Origin of the sequence: Cupriavidus pauculus (assembly GCF_003854935.1) — a bacterium.
GTDB classification, from domain to species: domain Bacteria; phylum Pseudomonadota; class Gammaproteobacteria; order Burkholderiales; family Burkholderiaceae; genus Cupriavidus; species Cupriavidus pauculus_C.
The window spans coordinates 244952-264376 of record NZ_CP033968.1; the positions used below are offsets into that span (position 1 = coordinate 244952).

Below are 19425 nucleotides of genomic sequence, written 5' to 3' on the forward strand. Positions count from 1 at the left end.
CCTGGAGGGCGAAAGTAAAAAGGCGGCACCGGTATCCGGGCCGCCTTTATTTCTATGTTCCACGCGACTCAGCAGCTCGCGCGGCCAGGCGTGTGAACACCTCGGCCATTTGATTGAGCACGCGCTGATCGCTGGGAATCTGCATGAGGCATCGCGCAGGCACCCCGCGCGACGTCAAAGGCTGCATTTCAATGTAGCCGTCGAGGTCACGGATCAGAAGGCCGCTTGTTTTGACCTCTCCATTACGACCCAGGCACAATTCCAGCGACTCAAACTTCACCTCTTGCTCTTGAACTTGCATGACGATACTCCGGACATTGGTTGAGTGTGCATTTGCATTGCCCTTTGGTATGGCACGCAATGACGCGTAAGAAAAAGGGTCCGCATCGATAGACGCGGACCCTTTCTGTGCAGTTGATTCCGATACTAGTGGCCGTCGTGGCTATTCACGGACAGCGCCGGAAGGGCGGCGGTGTCAAACACCCCGGCCTCCTCGCGGCTTTGCTCCAGTCGCTCGCGCGTGGCCTTCCATTCCTGGTCGGTCATGCGTTGACGGTGCTTGGTCCGAACTTCACCATTGAGAACATGACGGAAACGGACGATGAAGTATCCGGGCGTGACGCTCGGCGTTCCTTCATACTCATAGATGTTGAAGCCCTTGGGGTCTTTCCCTGTGGTCGACACGGTCTGAGAACGAAAGAGACGGTTCACAAACGCCAGTGCGGCGAGTTTGAGGATATGCAGGATTGCCATGTTTGATCTCCTAGTGGATGTCGGACCCTTGCGATGACCTGACATAGGGGAGATGGAGATCATGAGAGCGGAAGAGCCTCCTGCTGCGATGGTGGGTCCCGTCGTTGCGCGACGGGCTCCCCAAGGCAATTCCACAGACGAACGTTGCCGTTTGCAGCAAACTGGACTTCAGCCGGTATCACGGCCAGAATCCGCGCATCCGATGAGCCCTCCATTTCGCGCATGGCCAGCGTCTCGGTGGCATGGAAGTTGATCAGACCCCAGTCCTGTACTTCGAAACGCCGTCCTGCCAGAGCAAAACCGACCTCCATTCGGCGTCCAATACCCTTCAACTCGGTCTCAAAGGCTTTCCGAGCTTGCTGTTGATGATTCATGTCAGATCTCCATTCTGGGTTGATTTGCGATCGGATATGCGTCACAGCAAGTAGTAGGGCCTTCACGGACGCGTGCTGCCGGCAAAAGAAAAGCCCGCGATGCGGGCTGAGAAGAGTCGGCGGGAGGAGGAGGGCGGCTTAGATGAACGTGCTATCTCCCTGGTTGCCATCGTCTGCATACCCCTGCTCTTGGGGGGGCGGACCGTCATCGTGTCCGTCCGCGCCCCCTTGCCGGCCGCCCAGCATTTGCATTTGGTCCGCAATGATCTCGGTGCTGTACTTGTCCTGGCCAGACTGATCCTGCCACTTCCGCGTGCGGATGCGGCCTTCGATGTAGACCGACGAACCCTTCCGCAGGTACTGACCTGCAATGTCAGCCAGCTTCCCGAAAAAGGCGACACGGTGCCATTCGGTGGCTTCCTTGAACTCGCCAGACTGCTTGTCCTTGTAGCGGTCGGTCGTCGCCAGCCGGATATTGGTCACGGCATCGCCGCTGGGCATGTAGCGGGTTTCCGGGTCCGCACCGAGGTTCCCGACCAGAATCACCTTGTTTACCGATGCCATCAAACGCTTCCTTTCAATACCCCCAGTCGGAGGCTCAACGACGAATTGAGTGATGGTGCATTCCTGACTTCCCACCACCCGCTATGACCAGCAGCTCGCTCATGCGCTGCCACCGATGTCCGGCCTCTGGTGCCCCCGGGCATTGCTGCCCGCCGCGGTCACTCTGCAACGTACTCCGCTTCGCCTCCCAGGCTCTCTATGAGATCCGGGAGAAAACGTGACAGCTCACCTGTCATGATGGCAAAAGAGGACTGGAACACGGCCTCAGCGTCCTCCCCATCGAGATTGACCTCTCCCATCACGGCGTCGAGGAACGCAATCCGCTTAACCTGGCACTTATCTGTGAGGATGAAGCTAACGCGGTCAGTCCACGTCATCGCCAGCTTGGTGGGACGCTTTCCCTCGAGGATGTGCTGCCGGATCTCGTCTCGCTCCAAAGAAAGGCGCGTGTACTTGACCGTTGGCTTCTCTGCGTCTGTGCCCTTCAGCTCGCACTCGCGATCGACCGTGAAGTTGTACGGTGCTTCGTTCGAGGTTAGCCAGTCGGACATCGCCTGGGCCGGCGAGAGATTCGTTTGGGCCAGCGCGATCGGGATCGTTTCAGCCGTTCGAATCAGATCGCTAACCACGTCGTCGGCCTTGGACGGAGTCGAGGTATCCATCGCGACCCATCCATCGGCGGCATTGATCCACACCTGAATCGTCGCCTGCTTTGGGAATGCCCGTGGCAATAGCTCCGTGAGGGCCTGCTCTTTCATCTCCTTGAGCACCTTGCGGCCCGGCTTATAGCCGTTTCGCTCCTCATACTCACGTGCCCGTTGCTCGACCAACTTCCGGATGGCCTCCCCGGGCACCGATTTCGTCTCAATGCGGAGGGCAACCAACCACTGCTTCCCATGGGCATGAACAAGCGGGCCATTGTCCCGCGGGCTGACCCAACCGGATGACTTCATATCCTGGCTGCCGCATGGATGAAATGGCCGCTTCTTCAGCAAGGCTTCGAGGCCGTCTGATGTCATGGGCCAATCCTTGGTCAGGCGGTAAAGGTGCAGGTTTGAGAACAAGGACTCTCCTCTGAATGGTGACTCTGCAGCTGTGTTGATGCGGCCCGCCGGCGGGGAACAGCCGGGTGCCGGCGAGACGTCAGCTTAGATGGGCGATTGGCCAGGCGGCGAGCCGGGAAGGGCCAGGATGGCGGGGGGCAAGCGCCCGAGCTCGGCCGCGGTCAGCTGGTCCACGGAAAGACCGAGGCGCAGTGCCGCGGCAACCGCAGACTCCTTGTGCGCAAACCGCATTTGGCGGTGCGACCTACCGATCGCAATCCAGCGGCATTGCTCGTCTGTTATCGTGCCAACTCCGTCACATTGCGGGCAGGGAGCCGTTCTTGTCAGACGGAGCCTTCCCGTAGAGTCCGTAACGAAACCGCTCACCCGCTTCTTGCCCTCACACGAGGGACAGGAATGATGTATGTCCATAGGCTCGGTCCCTGGTCAATTCGGCGCTCGCAATCGCATCGTCACGCCATATCACGTATGCATACCTTCATTGTATCTTAATGACGCAAAACACAGGCGTGCAATATGTTGTCTGGTAGCCTCAGTGACCACAAAAAAGGCAAGGCCCCTCGACATCTCACTGTCGAGGGGCCTTGCCCACTTCACGGTTCGAGAGCGTCCCCTCGATGTCGCACCGTTGGCGTTTCAGTTCAACCTGTTACCCCGTCCGGAACGCACCTGACACGAGGGTATGAAACGCTTATTCTGATAAAGCTCTCACACCCTCAAAAGGGCAGCGTACGCCTGATCATTCATGACATTCACCATGTCGACCGCTGCGGATTCGTCCACCGCAAGTACTCGGACCGTCTCGACCAGATCGAGGCCGCGATCGACAACGACGTGATGCGGCACCTCCTCGAGCTCTGCTGAGCATCGCACTCGCATTGCAACCGCCTGTACCGCGCATCGATAGTCCATGGTTTCGACCTCCTTCAATTGTTTCTTGACCAAACCCCACTAAGTGGGTTTCTGTAACACGTAACCATAAATCTATCGGCCATCACCGGACAAGGGAAATTGCCCCGGGGTAGCGGCGACCCAAATGGCCCCCTTATGGACCTGCGTGATTCATCTCCTGGCATCAAGGAATTTCATCAGGAGCATCCAGATGGCTAACAGCAATTCAAAGGACTGGAAAGTCGATTTCTCCAAGGTGCGCAAGGATTTCCCTCTCGATTGGGTCTTCGAGCGCATGCTTGGTGCAATCCCCAAGCCCATGAGCGGCACGATCCGTTACTCGATCTGCCCGAATCCGGAATGCGGTGCGTCTTCCGAAGGTTCGGTGAAGGTGAGTGTGAAGGACGACACGTGGAAGTGCTTCGCGTGCAACAAGCACGGTGACGTGATTGAAGCTGCTTCTCTGTACTTGGGTAAGTCTCCCCTCGAGACTGCGCTGGAGCTCAGTGGTGCTGACGCGAACGCTATCCGTTCGTACACGCCCCCAAAGCCGAAGCCAGCGATCGAGAGGGATGACTCGGCTCTTGAAGAAGTCTTCTCCAAGCTTGTTGCTGCGCTGCCCGAACCGTCTCGCGATGGTATCGAGTACCTTGCCGGTCGAGGAATCTCGCCGGAGATCACTCGAACCGCCTGTCGAAAGGGCATCCTTCTGACGCTTCCGTCAAACCCAAAGGAAGCCAAGGAGTTCCTACTTCACCACATTGGCCAGGGCCTCATGACGAGAGCCGGCTTGTGGAAGGAAGGATCAAAAGCGCCTGCAGCAGCTTTCCGTCCTCTGGTTCTGGTGTCGAACAACCGGAGGGCTGCGGAGTTTCGTTACTTGCGTGCGACGCGATCCGACGAGGTCAAATCGCTACGCTACGGAACGATTGCTCCGTGGGGATGGCTTGGTGAATCGAAGCAACGCATTTTGATCACCGAGGGCTGCATCGACTTGCTGTCTGCTGTCGCACTGGGTACGAAGCGAAGCATAATGGGCCTGCCAGGCTGCGAAAACTGGCGCCCAGAATGGTTCGAAACGTTCCGCGGAGCAGACGTTTTGGCTGCATTTGACGATGATGATGCAGGGCGAACCGCGTTGGAGAAAATCCGACCTGTCCTGGAGGCTGCAGTTGGCGGACCGATCGGTACGTACACGCTGCCACCTGGCGCGAAGGATCTCAACGAGGAGCTCAAGCTCAAACTCGGTCTAAAAATGTAGTCCCCCAAACCCGGCTCCCCCGCCGGGTTTTTTCTTTTTTGTACGCCACTTGTAGCAATACAGCTACGCCAATATTCCACATACGCGTTAGACTAGCATCCTGCTTTACCAACGGGCGGGAAGGCTTGACGGCCAACAAGAGCCCCCAGCATTTGGAGTTCATTCTTTGGACAGACGGCGATTTCTTACTTGCACAGCCGGCGCGTTGATCGCCACGTGCACCGACCCACTATTTGCACGGACGGACCCGCATTTCTGGGAGCGCCCGAGGCGCCTCTGGATCAAGACGGAGGTTCGTAAGGGAGTCATCGAGGAGATCAGCGAGACATACTGGGCCAACGGCCGCGTGGTGTGGCCAGGCTACCTCGCTATCTGCCGCCTGATGCGCGATGTACGTGCCGACGCCGCAGTTCAGATGAGTACCACACTGCTCGATATTCTCTATGGAATGCAAGGCTGGACGGAAATGAACGGACGTCGCAAGGTAATCGCACTGACCTCGGGCTACCGCACTAAGCCCACCAATGAGGCCGTCGGCGGGAAGGGTGACTCCAGGCACATGAAGGGCGCCGCTGCGGATATCTTTATCCCCGGCGTCTCCGTTGCTGACATGGGCAAGCTCGCTCAGCATTTGCGGGGGGGCGGAGTTGGCTTCTACCCGTCAAAAGGCGTCGTCCACGTCGATGACGGCGATCTGCGCTCGTGGCGCTCATGATCCGGGAATAACACGCATAAATACGCTTGTAGTATCGTTTCGATTCATTTAGTATTGCACCCATTGCTTGGCCTGACGGCCGAGTGAGACGTGCAGTAGCAGTTTGGGGATCGTGACTGTTCCCTCCAATGGCCTCTCTACCTGACCCCTGAGTAGGCTTTTCTCCCGACCAGCTCCCCTCCCGAGAGCTGGTTTTTTTTTGGTGCTCCCGGCGCGAAAAAAACAAAGGCCGCCAAGGGCGGCCGGCTTATGTTGAGTCTAGCCCGGAGCTAGTACAGCTTCGACCAGGAGATCTGATTCGCCAGCGGCCGGTACGGGGTAGCCGACAGATCGATCGCCCTCAGCGTAGGGTTCCGGCCGGTGAGGTACCAGTTGTCGTTCTGTTGCGACATCAAGTACCTTTCGGCCATCTGCTGCAGCGCCCGGCGATATCGGTCCACGTTCTCGCCACCGGACGCCTCCTCGAGAAGGGCGGCCGACCGGATTCCCGGCTGCAACCACGCTGCCCGCGCCAGCATGTAGCCTTCGTCTCCCGCGACGATGTAGATCTCCCCCTCGACGGCATCAGGCACTGGATCGATCATGAAGGGGAACTCCACGGGCAGGACCAGCCAGCGACGCCAAAACTCATAGTGAATTCGCAGTCGAAGGACATCCTTGCGCGTCCCCAGCGTTTCGCAGCACCGCTCAAAGTTCACTTCACCCAGCGTGCGCCCGAACAGCCACTGTGCCGCCTTCACCAGTTGATCTGGCTTAGTCCGTTTGTCGAACAAAGCCTCAACGTTCGCCTTGACGATCCGGTAGCAGAGACGTTCCACGCCCTCCTCAAAGTCCTCCTCTGTCAGGTTCCTCAGGTAATCTTCTTTCCGCCGTTTTTGGGTCGTTCCAGCGTTGGGAATACTACTGAGTGCGGCGAGAGCAAGTTCTTCGCTAAAAGGACGTGCGAGTCCAGCAGCTTCTTCATCCCCCACAGAAGCCATTTCGCCGTCGCCGTCAGAATCGCTAAGATCGAAGGCGTCAAGATCTTTGAAAAGATTGGAACAATCAAAGCTCTCAAGCCAGCGATGCACATCACGAGGGTCAGACAGATCGCCGCGATCACCAGAAACACCATCCAATCCGACGTGATCATAGCCATTCTCCCAGTTTAGGTTTTCACTCATTTCATGCTCCGTACGTTGTGTTCAAGCCTTCCCGTCCAGTCGTTAGCGAGCGGGAGGGCCTGCTACTCAATCCCTGTCCTTCCTTCGTATGCAGGGGCTACTCGTTCGCCAGTTCCTGACCGAAATCTCGCTTCCTCCCACCGCTGGGCACGCTGCTCCCGCCGAGGTACTTGTCGGCATTCTTGAAGAAGTCGGCACCTTCAACTTGGGGGCGTCGGAAGTGGTTGATGCGGAGTGGGCCAATCTCCCGCTGCAGTTTCTTGTCAATCGTGATCATGGGCACGCGAAGGTTGAAAACCGTATCTCCGCCGTACGTGACAATGCACTCACCCTTGCCAAGCGCTTTGAGATCGTCAGGAGAAACCTTGTATTCTTCCTGTTCCCGCTGGCCCTCCGAGAATCCCGAACCTGCGCCAGCGCCACCTTCCGGAGTCATATTCAGCAACGGCGAGTTCGTACTCTGGTTCTGTGTCGCACTCAACGACTTGGCAATACCCGTTTGATAGCCAATGAGCTCCGCACACTCTTCCGCCGTCGCCTGTGTCCCCACTTTGAACATGATCTTCGTCCAGGTGTTGCCGATCACCATCTCCTTGAACTCATCGGAAACAGACTCAAGGTTGGCCATTGTTTGTACCGCAGGCCAGAGTGCGATGCGTGCGCTGCGTGACTGCTCGAATGGGCGGGCCAGGGATTGCACAGCGTAGCTACCTGCTTCATCCATGAAGACGAAGAAGGGAGGATTCGGGCGTTGGCTCTCAGGAAGTGCCTGCACCCAAGATATGGCGGTACGAAGATCACCGAGGAACATCTTCCCGAAGTTCGATGCCGCCTCGTTCTTTCCCATGGTCGGCAGTGCAACGTAGATGATCTTGTTGCTTTTGATCGCCTCGAAAAGATCGATCTCCGGTGTGTAGGTGTTCATGACCTTGCCGAAGCTACCGGTCCCGAACATATACATGCGGCCTCCAACTCCGCCGAAGGTCTCTCGCATCCGCTTGATGTCGACCATGTTCTCCAGCCCGGAGCCAGGTTTTCCACCACCCTTGTACTGTTCAAGGAATAGCGACAGGTTCTTCGTAGCGTCGTGGTGGGGGCGCGTCTTTTTCAGCCGCGTCTCGAGCTCCTCCATCGCTCTGTGATTCATGAGCAGGATCGTGAAGTCGATGAAGTTGTAGGCTAGCCCGGCCGCCTGCATCGCGGCCACCAGGGTTGTAATGCCTTGGTTTGCGCTCTGCTTATAGTGGTCCGCCCCGGGATTCGAGTCGGTTGCCGGAATTAGCGAGAGGACACGCGCAGATACTTCGTCTGGCTCCCCGCGCAGAATAGGGCTGTACGTGTGGCTCTTGTCCGGATCACCGGGGTTGAGGATGAGCAAGTCCTGTTCGCGACCGCACGCGCAGCAGTACTGGTAGACCGTCTCCATGTCCTCTGCAGTCAACTTGCCGTCCATGAAAATCAGGCCGCCGCCCCGCTGGATCTGCTGAAACATCAGCAATCTGCCCATCACGGTCTTCCCCACGCCGGACTGGCCGCCGATGAAACCATGCCGCATCAAGTCGTCATCTGGCAGATACACTGGCTTACCGGTATCTGTCGTGAAGCCCAGCAACAGACCATCCGGCTTGGTCAACGCCGCGGCTGACTGAATGCTGATCTTCGATTCGAGGATGTTCTGTTGGCGCCAGAAGTCGAATAGCCGGGTGCCAAGGTATGTTGCGCCGGCGGCGCCAAGTGCCATTGGGACAGCCGCCGGTATGTTGGCAAAGTAGGGTGATGTCATCAAAGCGCCGGCGCCCATGGAACTGAGTGCGAGCGTGTCGCGTGTTCCGCCAAGCTTTGTCCGATAAATCTGATCAATGCTCATGAGAGCTGCCTCCATTTCCAGCGCACCTGCATCCTTTCCTGGTACCGGTGCGCATGCTTCGAGCAAAAAAGCCCCGGTGCGCGAGAAGCGACCGGGGGCAGTGGGTTAAAGAAAAATCTCGTCCTTGGGAGACTGCTGGGTGAGTTGAAGGCGCGGGTGGCTCAACAGAAGGGCGCTTTCGACTTTGGTGAGCCCTGCGTCCTGCTCAACCGTCTGTCGTGCGATCGCAACGTCGGCGATCTTTTGGTTCTGGTCGTCAAGCCTGGTCTTGTACATGGTGTAGCGATCGGACTTGGCAGAATCAGCTTGCTGACTCTGCGCACCGGCACGCTGCCTTGGCGGTGCTGCATCGACGCCACTCGCTCCGGGAGGAGGGGTGTCGGTGAGCCCAGGCCCGCGATCCGGACTACCAAACTTGGCGTGCAGGCCTTCCAAGTACTTCACGTCACTGAAGAGGTTCATATGTACGTCAGCGCCGAATCCAAGCAACGACATACATTTGCTCATCCCATCCGTGAAGCTCTTCTTTGGCGCCTCTTCGTCAGTGAAGACGCCGTGGGTCGTACGCCCGACAAACGTCGTCTGGCCGAACTGTTCGATCTCACCGCGTCGAATCTCGCCTCTCCAATCCATCTCGTACCAGAAGCGAACGCGCAATTTATGGATCAGCTCGCGCCCCCAAGAGTTGCCGTTCTCGTCCCAGCCCAACGGAGACCCCTCCAGAATCTCTTCCGAAACAATGGTGCACCCCCAACCTAGTCCCATTGGACCGAACAGCTTGGTGGCTTTCTGGACGAGGTAGGTTGGAGTAACTGCTGTACCTGAGAACCCGCTATGAGTGCTGAACTCCTTCGTGAAGGTTGGATCAGTATGAAACACCTTGTCCCAGACATGAGCACAGCCTTCACCCAGTGGTCCTTGCATCCACCCCGGAACCGGTAAGTTGGTCCCCTTGCTGTTGTTGCTGCCGTTTTCACTCATTCATCGACCCTCCTATGACTGATGCGGGAATGCCTTGCGAAGAGGTATGCGGCACAACGTCGGATAAGGCCTACCAGGCCGGGTTGCGGACAGACTTGTCTCGGCTCACACTTGCGAATACTTAACACGTCGTTATAATTCTATTGTGCGTGCGAAACGTTTGCAATCGTTGCACTCTTTATCGGTACGCGTTATTCTTCGCCATCACATCATCCTGTATCGCAATGACCCGACTTCTCAAACCGGCAGTCGCCCTTGTGTTCGCGAGCCTCGCGTGGCAGGCGTGGGCGGTGGACGCGCATCAGATCGTCGTTCCCCAAAGCGACGGCATCGCAATTGAGCCCGCCCATCGCGCTCACGTTTTGTCCGACCAGCAGCGGAACTTCCAACTGAAGCGCGATGGCGCTTTCTGGATGGTCATGGAACCCGCACGCTCGCGCGCACTGATACCGGAGGAGGAAGCTCGCCTAGCGGCAGAGGAAGCCAGCTTGAACGCCGCGCCCAAGGATTCGACGCCCGTAGCGGCTGCGACTCTCCATTTCTCGTTCAACCGGGCAAAGCCTATGTCTTGGAGCCCGCTGGCCAAAGTGCTGAATCAGGCCCAGACTTCATCGGCGCGCATCACCGTGGTCGGCCACGCCGACGAGGTGGGAACCGCTCAGTACAACAAGCGACTCTCCGAGGTCCGCGCAAACGAGGTTCGTCGCTACCTGACGGCAAAGGGCGTCGATCCCGCTCGGATCAGTGTTGAAGGGCGGGGCAAACTCGAGCCGGTTGCCCCTGGTGATGGCGTACGGAACCGGCGGGCGGTCATTGACGTCCTGGCATTTCCGCAGGGGGCAGGCCAGTGAAAGAGATTGATATCCCGCGCTACGTCGACAATCAACCCCAGCTGTTCTTCTGGGAACTTGACGAAGCCATCATTTTCATCGGTTGTTTAGCCGGCGGAATCTCACTGGGCGGCTACTTCACGCTCGTCAGCATGGCGCTCGGTTACGGGGCAGTGAAGGCGTTCCGACGCTTCAAGAATGGTTCGCTGGAAGGCATCCTCTACCACCTGTGCTATTGGGCTGGGCTCATGGCGCTGAACAAGCAGTATCAGGACTCCTCGAAGCGCGACTTCTTCTACTAGAACCCGCCCCTTTTTTTAGTCATCTATTATCGGTACGTGTTATGTATCCGTACAGCAACCGAACGGAGTTTTGATGAAGATGCCGCTGCTTACCTCCACATGGGAGGGCTCCAACAAGCTGGCCAGCGTAATGATTCTGTCGAACGTCATTCTTGCCGTCGGCGTGGTCATTGCCGTTGGCAAGCTGGTCACTGACCACGAAGTCACCCGCATCGTGCCGCCGCACCTCACAAAGGCGGTCTCCGTTGGCTGGGAATCTGCCGACCAGGAGTATCTGGAAAGCTTCGCGACGTACGTGGCCACGCTCACAGCGAATATCACTCCGAAGAACGTCGATTTCGTGATCGAGCGGCTTTCTGGCCTAGTCTCCCCACGGGTCTACACCAACGTTCGTCAGCAACTGCTGGTGCTGAGCAAGAACCCAGTCTTCAAGCACAACGGTGGCTCGGTTCGCTTCGACCCGTCGAAGGTGGTGTCCGAGAAGGAGACGAAGAAGGTCTTCATCCTTGGCCAGATGACCACCCAGAGCATCGGCGGCAAGGACACGAAGAACTATGTGATCGAGATGAACGTCGTCATGCGTGACGGGCGTCCATGGGTGGACAGCCTTGACCATTACGAAGGCTCCGATCCTCATACGCTCACCTGGATCGAGAAGAATCCGGTCCTCGCTCAAGAGGCCCTCCGCCGACAAGCGGAGAGTGCGGCAACGCAGGCCGATCAGATCCTCAAGCAGCAGGCCGCCGAATCCGTGAGCATCCAGCCCCTGAACACAACCAAGGAGGTTGCGCAATGAAGCGCCTCGCACTAGCTGTCGCCGCGCTGATCGCGCTACCAGTCCTCGCGGACGAACTGCCCCCGCCGGTCCCCGGCAAGAAGCTCTCGGCGGCAGAGTCTCGCCTCGCGGAAATTGCCGCTAAGCGGGTACAGAAAGTCCCCGCACAGAACCTGCCCGGCTTGGGCACCATGCCAGGCGACACCCAGGTGTACAAGCCGCAGGTTGTCCGCGTGAGCCCAGACCGCAATGAGGTCATCAACGTTTCGTCGGGCCTGCCCAATCGTATCGCGACACCGTTTGCAAACCCCCAGTCCATCGACGGGCAATCGGCTGACGTCGAAGTGAAGGCGGTGGGGCAGTCCCTCTACGTCACGATGAAGACCGATCGCTCGGTGGCACTGTATGTGACCGGTGACAAGCCAAACGATCCCGTCGTTTCGCTGACGCTCGTTCCCAAGAGCCTGCCTGCACAGACGATCACCCTCCAACTGGACAAGCCCGTTGCAAGCACGGGCGCTGTGCCCGGCGACGAAGAGCGGGGCGCCGACAGCTCGGTCTATACCGATCGCTTGCGCTACGTTCTGCGTCAGATCGCTCTTGGCAAGGTCCCGGAAGGCTTCTCGGACGGCGTTCTTCCGAAGTCAGTCGCACGGATGGGGCCGGTGATCGCCTATCCATTGACCCGCTACTCGGGCCCTACCTACGACATCTTCCGCTACCGCATCGAGGCCTCAGTCGATAGCGTCGATCTCGACGAGGGCGCGTTCTACACCGACGGCGTGCGTGCCGTGGCCTTCTTCCCATACGCCGCATTGCGCAAGGGCGAGTCGACCGAAGTGTTCATCGTATCCGACAAGACGGAGAGCAACTGACATGTCTGAGTCGCTTTCCGACAAGTTCAAGAAGAAGTGGCTGGACTTGCCACCCCGGTCCCGAACGGTCATTGCTATCGCTGTGCTTTTCGGCTCGATGGTGGCTATCGGGTCGCTGTTCATCAAACCGCACAGCAAGCCCCGTAAGCAGGTTGAGCAGCCAGCGGTAAGCAACATGCTGCTTCCCAAGCCCAAGGACACCACGGGGGAACAGCTGTCCGCGCAGAACTCTGCCACCCAGAAAGACGTCGACAGACTCAAGGGCGATCTAGAGGCAGCCGCGAAAGACAGCAGGGCTCTTCAGGCACGGATCGACGAGATGGAGAGGGAACGCAAGCAGCCGGCCAACGGCGTTACCTCGGACATGATGAAAGAACTCATGGAAATGAAGGGCCGCCTCGAGGCCATGGAGCGCAAAGGCACCGCCCCTGGAAAGGCGCCGGCACTCTCCGACCCGTTGCCTGTTCCGACCGAAGGTGGGAAGGCGGGAGAGGAACCGCCAGAGCGTGCCAAAGACCAGGAAGTATCGCGCATTCGAGTATCGGGCAACGCAGCCACGACCACTGTAGCTCAAGCCAAGCAGGAATCGAAGCCGACACCGTACCTCACCGCGGGCTCAATGTTCGAAGCAATCCTGCTGAACGGTATGGATGCGCCCACCAACTCGGTAGCGCAGAAAAATCCTATGCCGGCCGTCATGCGGATCAAGACTGAAGCGCTGCTGCCGAATCAGTACAGCCACGATGTCAAGGAGTGCTTTGTACTGGTATCTGGCTTCGGGATCTTGTCAAGCGAGCGTGCCCAACTCAGGACTGAAACCCTCTCCTGTGTCCGCGAAGGGGGCAAAACCATGGAAGCCAAGGTCGATGGCTACGTCGTCGGCGAGGACGGCCGGGTTGGCGCTCGAGGCCGCCTCGTTTCGAAGCAGGGGCAGAAGATCGCGCAGGCTCTCACAGCTGGTGTCCTGAGCGGCTTCGCAACGGCGCTCACGCCAACGCAGGTGCCACGCCTGGACCTGAGCACTGGTGGCAACAACTTCATCAGTACCCAACGCGCGACGCCCCAATCGATCCTCGAAACCGGCGTGGCGAAAGGGTTCTCTTCCTCCGCGAACATGGTCTCCCAGTTCTACCTGGAACTGGCAAAGGAGATGACGCCGGTGGTCGAGATTGATGCTGGCCGCAAGCTGACTGTCGTCCTCATCAAGGGCGTCGAACTCAAGTAAACGGGTCAAGGAGGCCCACCATGAAATTTCGACTTCTTCTCGCGACGCTTCCACTGCTCGCGACCGGCTGCTCATCGATCTTGAACACAGCGGACAACGATTCCTTCTCGTGCCCGGGTATGCCGCAGGGAATCATCTGCAAGACGCCGCTGGCCGTCTACAAATCGACGAACCAGATGCCGCAACCGACGGAGAGCGATCGCCCCTTTGGGTCTTCAGGAGCTCGTGGCGTTCAGGCGGGGGACGATCAGGGAAACGTTGCGCGCCCTGAGCTCACCAGCGGTGTTGCCGCAGGTGCGCCAGGGCTGATCCAAACGTCCGTCCCGGGTTCCGCCCAGGCCAACGGAACGGCACGCCCGGTCCGCAAGCCGGCGCAAGTCATGCGCATCTGGATCGCTCCGTGGATCGATAGCAAAGACGATCTTCACTACCCGTCATATCTGTACACCGAGGTACAACCGCGCCGCTGGTCGTTCGGCAAGTCCGAGTTCGCCGGCAAGGGCATGGTTGTTCCTCATCGTGAGCTCGCAGCGGTCGCTCCGATTCCCCAGGAATCGGGCCGGCCGAACGGGAAACCTGCAGCGCAAAGAACTCCCGGGGGGGATGCGCCGCAGGCAGACGCCAACCAGCCATATCAGGGGACCGATGTGACGAAGCTTGGCATGCCATCTCCCTCGGACATTAACCTCGAGTGATCATTTCCACATTAGGAGAAATCTCCCATGAACCGCATTACCAACAACAAGCAAGCTCTGCTGACCATGGCCATGATGGCACTCGTGCTTGCGGTCAACGCGTCCGCGGCCTCGGATACCACGTTCGCGCAGATCGTGACCCGACTGTCTGACTGGATGACCGGCTCGCTGGGCACGGTTTTCGCGCTCGGCTCGCTGGCTGTCGGCCTGGCCATCGGCGTCGTCAAGCAGTCCGTGATGAGCGTGGTGACCGGTGTGGCGGTGGCTCTGTCCGCCTCCCTGGGCCCTGGCGTCCTGCAAGGTCTTTTCACGGCAGCGCTGTAATGCTCGTGCCTCCGGCTTTCGTCGGAGGCCGCGTTGCACTGCCGATCTCGAAACTGGTTCGCGGCTCCGGCCGCGAACTTGTCTTCTAAAGCGTATCCCCCATTCAGAATCACAAGGCAAGGAAATCACGATGCTCGGGTCTCAAAAATCGAAGGGTTCCAAGTCCACGCCCACCATTGACGGAGACCGGGACAACGTTCCTTACGCCAAGATCACTGTTCGCGCGTGGGACCCGGATACAAATCTGCTCCTCGCGTCCGACAAGGGCGAGCACTATCTGGGCGCTTGCTTCATCGCGGACCCGCTGAAAGGCGCGGACGACGCGACCGTCGACAAATTCCGCTCGGCGTTGAGTATGCCGTTCCCGGCCGGGACGTTCATTCAAATCGGACTCCTGTCTTCCCCCGACGCAGACGAATTCTTTGACGCGTACATGGCAGGGAAAGACACTGAGAACGAAGTGCTCCGCGCGCTCGCCGAGCAGCATGCCTCGTACGTCCGGAATGGCCGCCATGAGCCTCTGGTTACCCGCAGTGGCGTACTGGTGAACCGGCAGCGGCTCATCCTTACGATCAAGACGCCTTGCGCTCGCGCACTCCCCTCGGCCGCGGATATCGCGGCTGCTCGGGAGACTGTCGACCGCGTTCAGGAAGCATTCAAGGCCGCAGAGCTTCAGACCGTCCAGCTCGACGCTCAGGGATACCTCGTTCTTCTCCGCCTGATCGCGAATATGTACGAGCACCCGAGCTTCCACTACGACGAGACCCGTCCTATTCGAGAACAGGTCTTCTTCCCAGGTGACTCGATCAACTACGACGATCCGAAGCTCATCAACTTCAATGATGGGGCGCACTTCGCCAAGGTCATGAGCGTCAAGCACTTCCCGAAAAGGGCGAGCTTGGCCATCATGAACCACATGATTGGCGATCCTCTTGGCCTGTCGAATCAAATCACAGACCCATACTACATGGTGCTGACGCTTCACTACCCTGATCAGGTAAAGAAGGTCGACTGGGTCAAAAACCGATCCTCCATGCTGAATCACCAGGTGTTCGGCCCAACGGCGCACATGATCCCAATTCTTGGCTACAAGAAACATGGGATGGACGTCCTGGTCCACGACATCGAAGGCAAGGGCTCCATCGTCTGTGAGGCGAACTTCACGCTCTTCCTGTTCTCCCGCAGCAAGGAGAAGCTCAACAAGCTCGCGGCCGGCCTGCGCGCCTACTACACCAGTCTGGCATTCGAGATCCGAGAGGACAGCCGCATTCTCGAGCCCCTCTGGAACAACCTCCTGCCTCTGAACACCTCTCTCGAGGGAATCCAGAATCTGTTCCGATTTCACACGATGGGCGTCACGCACGCCGTGCAGTTCATGCCAGTCATCGGTGAATGGACCGGCAGCGGGCGAAATGGGGCGCTCCTCCTCGTAACGCGCCGCGGGCAACCTGCGCTGATCGATCTGTACGAGTCAACAACCAATTACAACGGCATCGTGTTCGCCGAGGCCGGCGCCGGTAAGTCGTTCCTTACCCAGAAGATCGTCAGCGACTACCTGGCCGAGGGCGCAAAAGTCTGGGCAATTGATGCCGGTCGCTCATACTTCAAGCTATGCAAGGCAGCCAAGGGCTCATTTGTCGAGTTCAAGGCTGACTCTGATCTGTGCCTGAATCCATTCACCTTCATCGACAACCTCGAGGAGGAAATGGACATCATCAAGGCGATGATCGCCAAGATGGCAGCCCCCGACGAGCCGTTGGGGGCGTATGCGATGTCCCGTCTCGAAGAGGCGATCACCAGCGTCTATCAAAAGTATGGCCGCAACGCGTCCGTCAAGGCGGTGGCCGAGTTCTGCCTGCAGCAGCCCGACGAAGACACCCAGCGCCTTGGCCGCCAGCTTTATCCGTTCGCCGGCGGCGCCTACACTCGATGGTTCGAGGGCGAAAACAACCTGGACATGAACAACGCTTTCGTTGTTCTGGAGCTCAGCGACCTGAAGGGTCGGAAGGCGCTCCAGCAGGTTGTGCTGCTTCAGTTGATGTCGCGCATCAACTACGACATGTTCCTCACACGTGGTCGGAAGAAGATCCTGATCATTGATGAGGCCTGGGAACTGCTCGACGACCCGGTCATGGGCAAGGCAATGGAGGCCCTCTATCGCAAGGCGCGAAAAGAGAAGGGCGCCGTGCTGATCGTCACGCAATCGATTGAAGACCTCTACAACTCGCCGAACGCTCGCGCTATTGCCGCCAACTCGGCATGGCAGTTCATCCTGAAGCAGAACAGCGAGTCGATTGACGGTGCGATCGCAGGCGGGCACTTCAAGATCGAACCCTACGGTGCGCATATGCTCAAGACTGTGCATACGATTCCCGGAAAGTATTCGGAAGTCATGGTGAAGCAGAGCGAAAGCCAGTGGGGCATTTTCCGGCTGACTGTTGACCGCTTCACACAGGTCCTGTTCTCAACCAAGGATGACGAGCGCGACGCCATCTTTGATGCCATTGACCGCGGGGATAGTGTCGTCGACGCAGTCCATCGCTTTATCGACCAGGAAGCAGCAGCCGAGGACGCGCTCCTGGCCGCGTAGCGGATACGACACGTATCCTCGGAGGAATGCCCGCATTCGCGGGCATTCCTCTTTTCTCTTCGCACTTCAATCCATTTGCCGTATCGGTACGTGTTATGCTTCGGCAATTACCAGATGAGCGAGATTCTGGCCGCTGGGCCATCGCGCTTCCCGCGGAACATTTCTTTTACCCGAGCACACCATGACCCAAGACACCGACACCACTGCTCAACCCACTCCGCCGTCCTCTGCTACCCCGAGCCGCTCGCCTGATCAAGGGGGCGTGTCGCTCCTGACGACAATCATCGTTGCCGCGCTGTTTTCGGCGTTCTCCAGTGTCCTGAGCTGGAGCTTCGCTACGGGCGATCGCGTTCAAGCGACGCCGGTGGTCATGGTTGATGGGGCAAAGCTGGTGGAGCTCCAAGCGAAGGCGGCGCTCTCGAAGCCCGGGATGACCGTCGAACAGGCGGAATCTCAGGGCAAAGAATTCGTGCAACAACTGAACAACGCGCTGTCGGAGTACACCCAGGCCGGCATCATCGTCGTCAACTCCTCTGTCGTGCTGAACAGGCCCGGCAGCGTGGATGTGACTGCAGCAGTCGCGCAGAAGCTCGGAATCAAGTTCGAGTGACCTCATGCGATTCCACTACCCGATCCATCAGTATCTCGATCGCATTCGGCTCGGGATGAAGGACCAGAACCGCATTCGGTTCCTTCGTGCCTCGCTGCTATGGACTGTATTGAGCTTCCTCGTGGCTTTGGCCGCCGTCACCGAGTTCCGCAAGCACTACCAGATTGGGCTCGACCTTACACCGATCCGATGCATGCCTGAGCGGCTGTATTGGGTGAAGCTTGGCGCCCCGAAGTCTGTCCAACGCGGAGACATCATCGCGTTCATCGCCCCCAAGGGGCTGATGCTCGAACCCTTCAACGGAAAAATGATCGCCAAGCAGGTAGCCGGCCTTCCGGGCGACACGGTCCGGGTGACGAACGACCGAGCATATGTGAACGGAAAGTACATAGGGGACCTAGTGCTCAACCAGAAGCTCGGCCGTGGTCCGGGAGCTTTTGACCGGGAGGAGGTTGTACCTCCTGGAAAGCTCTTCGTGATCGGAACGCTTCCGCGTAGCTATGACGGCCGTTACTGGGGCTTTCTGGACCAACGGTCGTTGGTTGGCTCTGTGACGCCGCTCATCTGATCCACACGTGACTACAGCCAACTGCTACGGGTCAAGAATGACAAAGACACTCCTCGTACTGGCACTGCTCTCCCTCACCTTTGGAGCCGCGCAAGCCAGGGAAGACGACGGTACACCGACTCGCTTCCTTGAACGGAAAGCGGAAGGGTGGTTCTGGTACCAAGATCCGAAGGATGAGATCCCTCCCGAGCCGCCGGCACAGCAGCCACCCGCTCCACCGAAGAAGCAGGATACCGCCCAACCAAAAAAGCCTGAGAAGGCTCAGGACGAGCCATTCTCTGTGGAATGGCTCCGCGCAAGCATGCCTAAGCTCCTCGACGCCGCGATCAATGATCCGACAAAAGAGAACGTCGAGGCGTACTTGTACGCGCAGCGGGTCGCCATGGACAAATCTCAGCGCTATGCGGAGATGACACAGCGAGTGGTCGCCGCCGATCCCTTCCTAGACGAGAACAACCGCGTACCGATTGCCGCTTACACCAAGGCGTTCTTCCTGCGGCAGCTTGGTCAAGGTACCTCCGAAGCGCTCAAGCACATTGCAAAGGTTGGCGGCCTTTGGGTCTTCTTTGACTCGAAATGTGAGTACTGCCGGCCCCAGGCCAATAGTGTCCAGGAGATCGGCAAGAAGTACGGATTCATCACCAAGTTCATCTCGATGGATGGCAGGCCATTGCCGAATGTTCCAACGTTCGTGAACGACAACGGCCACGCCAAGCTCCTAAACCTCCGCCTGACGCCCACGACAGTTCTGGTGGTTCCGCCCAACAACTACTTCGTGGTCTCGCAGGGAATGATGGCTCAGGACCAGCTTGAACAGCGAATCATCATCGCCGCTGAATCGAACAACCTGTTGCCACCCGACCTGGCCGCGAAGATCCGGACTTACGACCGCGGTGTTCTGTCCAACGAGGACATGAAGAAGGGCGCTGGCGATGACCCGAAAGCCTGGGTGAAGTATCTGAAAGACCGCCTTGACGGGCGCTACTAATGCGGAGCAC

General features: G+C 58.4%; 21 protein-coding genes and 1 pseudogene. 13 read left to right on the forward strand and 9 right to left on the reverse strand.

The features are described from left to right. Positions 1-52: 52 nt before the first annotated feature. From EHF44_RS01405 to EHF44_RS01430, 6 genes and pseudogenes are all read right to left on the reverse strand, one after another. Complete coding sequence (locus EHF44_RS01405; RefSeq protein ID WP_017512257.1) at positions 53-301, reverse strand: hypothetical protein; 249 nt, start codon at positions 299-301, stop codon at positions 53-55. A gap of 125 nt (positions 302-426) precedes the next feature. Further along, positions 427-753 (reverse strand): hypothetical protein, encoded by a 327-nt coding sequence (locus EHF44_RS01410; RefSeq protein WP_017512258.1) that lies wholly within the window; start codon positions 751-753, stop codon positions 427-429. Between the two features lie 59 nt (positions 754-812). Next, positions 813-1127, reverse strand: a complete 315-nt coding sequence (locus EHF44_RS01415) for a hypothetical protein (RefSeq protein WP_017512259.1) — start codon at positions 1125-1127, stop codon at positions 813-815. 201 nt (positions 1128-1328) lie between these two features. Next, positions 1329-1691, reverse strand: a pseudogene (ssb, locus tag EHF44_RS01420) (single-stranded DNA-binding protein); the annotation flags it as partial. 158 nt (positions 1692-1849) lie between these two features. Further along, positions 1850-2755 carry a recombination-associated protein RdgC gene (locus EHF44_RS01425; RefSeq protein WP_017512261.1) on the reverse strand — a complete coding sequence of 302 codons (906 nt, stop codon included), beginning with the start codon at positions 2753-2755 and terminating at the stop codon, positions 1850-1852. A 708-nt stretch (positions 2756-3463) separates the two neighbouring features. Next, entirely contained in the window at positions 3464-3685 is a 222-nt protein-coding gene (locus tag EHF44_RS01430) for a hypothetical protein (protein ID WP_124682117.1), read from the reverse strand. 172 nt (positions 3686-3857) lie between these two features. Between EHF44_RS01430 and EHF44_RS01435 the strand changes: the two genes are divergently transcribed. Continuing rightward, a complete protein-coding gene (locus EHF44_RS01435; protein ID WP_253699769.1) occupies positions 3858-4907 on the forward strand; it encodes a toprim domain-containing protein in 1050 nt (349 codons plus the stop codon). 349 nt (positions 4908-5256) lie between these two features. Further along, positions 5257-5622, forward strand: coding sequence for a YcbK family protein (locus EHF44_RS01440; protein ID WP_235672260.1), 366 nt, complete (start codon positions 5257-5259; stop codon positions 5620-5622). A 269-nt stretch (positions 5623-5891) separates the two neighbouring features. Here EHF44_RS01440 and EHF44_RS01445 read toward each other — a convergent pair whose 3' ends face one another. From EHF44_RS01445 to EHF44_RS01455, 3 genes are all read right to left on the reverse strand, one after another. Continuing rightward, positions 5892-6785 (reverse strand): hypothetical protein, encoded by an 894-nt coding sequence (locus EHF44_RS01445; RefSeq protein WP_029309093.1) that lies wholly within the window; start codon positions 6783-6785, stop codon positions 5892-5894. 97 nt (positions 6786-6882) lie between these two features. After that, entirely contained in the window at positions 6883-8652 is a 1770-nt protein-coding gene (locus EHF44_RS01450) for a type IV secretory system conjugative DNA transfer family protein (protein WP_029309092.1), read from the reverse strand. Positions 8653-8757: 105 nt separating this feature from the next. Then, the gene (locus EHF44_RS01455; protein WP_051723324.1) at positions 8758-9633 is read right to left on the reverse strand and encodes a hypothetical protein; all 876 of its coding nucleotides are present in this window, start codon (positions 9631-9633) and stop codon (positions 8758-8760) included. 224 nt (positions 9634-9857) lie between these two features. Between EHF44_RS01455 and EHF44_RS01460 the strand changes: the two genes are divergently transcribed. The 11 genes from EHF44_RS01460 to traF all read left to right on the forward strand — a co-directional run bounded on the left by EHF44_RS01460 (position 9858) and on the right by traF (position 19415). Continuing rightward, positions 9858-10484 (forward strand): OmpA family protein, encoded by a 627-nt coding sequence (locus EHF44_RS01460; protein ID WP_124682118.1) that lies wholly within the window; start codon positions 9858-9860, stop codon positions 10482-10484. Further along, positions 10481-10765, forward strand: coding sequence for a type IV conjugative transfer system protein TraL (traL, locus tag EHF44_RS01465; RefSeq protein ID WP_017515798.1), 285 nt, complete (start codon positions 10481-10483; stop codon positions 10763-10765). The genes EHF44_RS01460 and traL overlap by 4 nt, the downstream gene beginning before the upstream one ends. 73 nt (positions 10766-10838) lie before the next feature. Beyond that, on the forward strand, positions 10839-11561 hold the full coding sequence (locus EHF44_RS01470; protein ID WP_017515797.1) for a TraE/TraK family type IV conjugative transfer system protein: 723 nt from the start codon (positions 10839-10841) through the stop codon (positions 11559-11561). After that, positions 11558-12415, forward strand: a complete 858-nt coding sequence (locus tag EHF44_RS01475) for a TraK domain-containing protein (protein ID WP_124682119.1) — start codon at positions 11558-11560, stop codon at positions 12413-12415. Before EHF44_RS01470 ends, EHF44_RS01475 begins: the two co-directional genes overlap by 4 nt. Before the next feature lies 1 nt (position 12416). After that, on the forward strand, positions 12417-13640 hold the full coding sequence (locus EHF44_RS01480) for a TraB/VirB10 family protein (RefSeq protein WP_017512650.1): 1224 nt from the start codon (positions 12417-12419) through the stop codon (positions 13638-13640). Positions 13641-13660: 20 nt separating this feature from the next. Continuing rightward, the gene (gene traV / locus EHF44_RS01485; RefSeq protein ID WP_124682120.1) at positions 13661-14335 is read left to right on the forward strand and encodes a type IV conjugative transfer system lipoprotein TraV; all 675 of its coding nucleotides are present in this window, start codon (positions 13661-13663) and stop codon (positions 14333-14335) included. Between the two features lie 27 nt (positions 14336-14362). Beyond that, positions 14363-14659, forward strand: a complete 297-nt coding sequence (traA, locus tag EHF44_RS01490) for a TraA family conjugative transfer protein (RefSeq protein ID WP_017512648.1) — start codon at positions 14363-14365, stop codon at positions 14657-14659. A gap of 130 nt (positions 14660-14789) precedes the next feature. Beyond that, a complete protein-coding gene (gene traC, locus EHF44_RS01495; RefSeq protein WP_017512646.1) occupies positions 14790-17249 on the forward strand; it encodes a type IV secretion system protein TraC in 2460 nt (819 codons plus the stop codon). A 181-nt stretch (positions 17250-17430) separates the two neighbouring features. Further along, positions 17431-17859, forward strand: coding sequence for a hypothetical protein (locus tag EHF44_RS01500; RefSeq protein ID WP_124682121.1), 429 nt, complete (start codon positions 17431-17433; stop codon positions 17857-17859). Positions 17860-17863: 4 nt separating this feature from the next. Continuing rightward, positions 17864-18427, forward strand: a complete 564-nt coding sequence (gene lepB, locus EHF44_RS01505; protein WP_017512644.1) for a signal peptidase I — start codon at positions 17864-17866, stop codon at positions 18425-18427. Between the two features lie 37 nt (positions 18428-18464). Continuing rightward, the gene (traF, locus tag EHF44_RS01510) at positions 18465-19415 is read left to right on the forward strand and encodes a conjugal transfer protein TraF (RefSeq protein WP_017512643.1); all 951 of its coding nucleotides are present in this window, start codon (positions 18465-18467) and stop codon (positions 19413-19415) included. Positions 19416-19425: the final 10 nt, after the last annotated feature.

Excerpts from the sequence above, each read along its gene's own strand:
- EHF44_RS01405 (WP_017512257.1), bottom strand. The coding sequence starts at position 301 with ATGCAAGTTCAAGAGCAAGAGGTGAAGTTTGAGTCGCTGGAATTGTGC.
- EHF44_RS01410 (WP_017512258.1), bottom strand. The coding sequence starts at position 753 with ATGGCAATCCTGCATATCCTCAAACTCGCCGCACTGGCGTTTGTGAAC.
- EHF44_RS01415 (WP_017512259.1), bottom strand. The coding sequence starts at position 1,127 with ATGAATCATCAACAGCAAGCTCGGAAAGCCTTTGAGACCGAGTTGAAG.
- EHF44_RS01435 (WP_253699769.1), top strand. The coding sequence starts at position 3,858 with ATGGCTAACAGCAATTCAAAGGACTGGAAAGTCGATTTCTCCAAGGTG.
- EHF44_RS01445 (WP_029309093.1), bottom strand. The coding sequence starts at position 6,785 with ATGAGTGAAAACCTAAACTGGGAGAATGGCTATGATCACGTCGGATTG.
- EHF44_RS01450 (WP_029309092.1), bottom strand. The coding sequence starts at position 8,652 with ATGAGCATTGATCAGATTTATCGGACAAAGCTTGGCGGAACACGCGAC.
- EHF44_RS01455 (WP_051723324.1), bottom strand. The coding sequence starts at position 9,633 with ATGAGTGAAAACGGCAGCAACAACAGCAAGGGGACCAACTTACCGGTT.
- EHF44_RS01460 (WP_124682118.1), top strand. The coding sequence starts at position 9,858 with ATGACCCGACTTCTCAAACCGGCAGTCGCCCTTGTGTTCGCGAGCCTC.
- EHF44_RS01470 (WP_017515797.1), top strand. The coding sequence starts at position 10,839 with ATGAAGATGCCGCTGCTTACCTCCACATGGGAGGGCTCCAACAAGCTG.
- EHF44_RS01475 (WP_124682119.1), top strand. The coding sequence starts at position 11,558 with ATGAAGCGCCTCGCACTAGCTGTCGCCGCGCTGATCGCGCTACCAGTC.
- EHF44_RS01480 (WP_017512650.1), top strand. The coding sequence starts at position 12,417 with ATGTCTGAGTCGCTTTCCGACAAGTTCAAGAAGAAGTGGCTGGACTTG.
- traV (WP_124682120.1), top strand. The coding sequence starts at position 13,661 with ATGAAATTTCGACTTCTTCTCGCGACGCTTCCACTGCTCGCGACCGGC.
- traA (WP_017512648.1), top strand. The coding sequence starts at position 14,363 with ATGAACCGCATTACCAACAACAAGCAAGCTCTGCTGACCATGGCCATG.
- traC (WP_017512646.1), top strand. The coding sequence starts at position 14,790 with ATGCTCGGGTCTCAAAAATCGAAGGGTTCCAAGTCCACGCCCACCATT.
- EHF44_RS01500 (WP_124682121.1), top strand. The coding sequence starts at position 17,431 with ATGACCCAAGACACCGACACCACTGCTCAACCCACTCCGCCGTCCTCT.
- lepB (WP_017512644.1), top strand. The coding sequence starts at position 17,864 with ATGCGATTCCACTACCCGATCCATCAGTATCTCGATCGCATTCGGCTC.
- traF (WP_017512643.1), top strand. The coding sequence starts at position 18,465 with ATGACAAAGACACTCCTCGTACTGGCACTGCTCTCCCTCACCTTTGGA.